The sequence below is a fragment of the Caviibacter abscessus genome (assembly GCF_001517835.1).
GTDB classification, from domain to species: domain Bacteria; phylum Fusobacteriota; class Fusobacteriia; order Fusobacteriales; family Leptotrichiaceae; genus Caviibacter; species Caviibacter abscessus.
In genome coordinates, this window is the sequence record NZ_LOQG01000040.1 from 1 (window position 1) to 655 (window position 655).

Here is a 655-nt window from a genome sequence, read left to right on the forward strand (position 1 = left end):
CACCTCCGTTACTCTTTTGGAGGTGACCGCCCCAGTCAAACTGCCCATCTAGCACTGTCTCAATTGCTTGATTAGAATTTCAACAATATATGGTTGGTATTCCAACATTGACTCCTTACATACTTGCGTACATATCTCTTAGTCTCCCAACTATCCTATACACACATTGCCAAAACCCAATGCCAAACTACAGTAAAGCTCCACGGGGTCTTTCCGTCCTACTGCAGGCGTAAAGAGTATTGAGAAGAACTGTCCTTAGTACGAGAGGACCGGGATGGACGAATCACTGATGTACCAGTTGTATCGCCAGATGCATAGCTGGGTAGTCACATTCGGAAGGGATAATCGCTGAAAGCATCTAAGTGAGAAGCCCCCTTCAAGATAAGTGCTCGATGAGTACCCACCGAGACTAGGTGGTAGATAGGCTAGGGGTGTAAGTGTAGTGATACATTTAGCTGACTAGTACTAATGATACGACTGCTTTAGAAAAAGAAGAGGAAAGATCTTTTTACCTAACTATTTATTTCTAATTGTCCAAAAAAAGAGTTTGGTAGTAATAGCTACAGGGATACACCCGGAAACATTTCGAACCCGGCAGTTAAGCCTGTATACGCCTAAGATACTGTGTTAACGGGAAAATCGGTAACTGCCAAAC

2 rRNA genes and 1 other annotated feature are annotated in these 655 nt (G+C 43.5%); of the genes, one reads left to right on the forward strand and one right to left on the reverse strand.

The features are described from left to right. Nucleotides 1-228: ribosomal RNA gene (locus AWT63_RS06175) — 23S ribosomal RNA — on the reverse strand; the annotation flags it as partial. A gap of 4 nt (nucleotides 229-232) precedes the next feature. Next, nucleotides 233-477: a sequence feature (23S ribosomal RNA rRNA prediction is too short), on the forward strand. A 69-nt stretch (nucleotides 478-546) separates the two neighbouring features. On the opposite strand from AWT63_RS06175, the gene rrf reads away from it, so the two are divergent. Continuing rightward, nucleotides 547-655 (forward strand): 5S ribosomal RNA (rrf, locus tag AWT63_RS06055).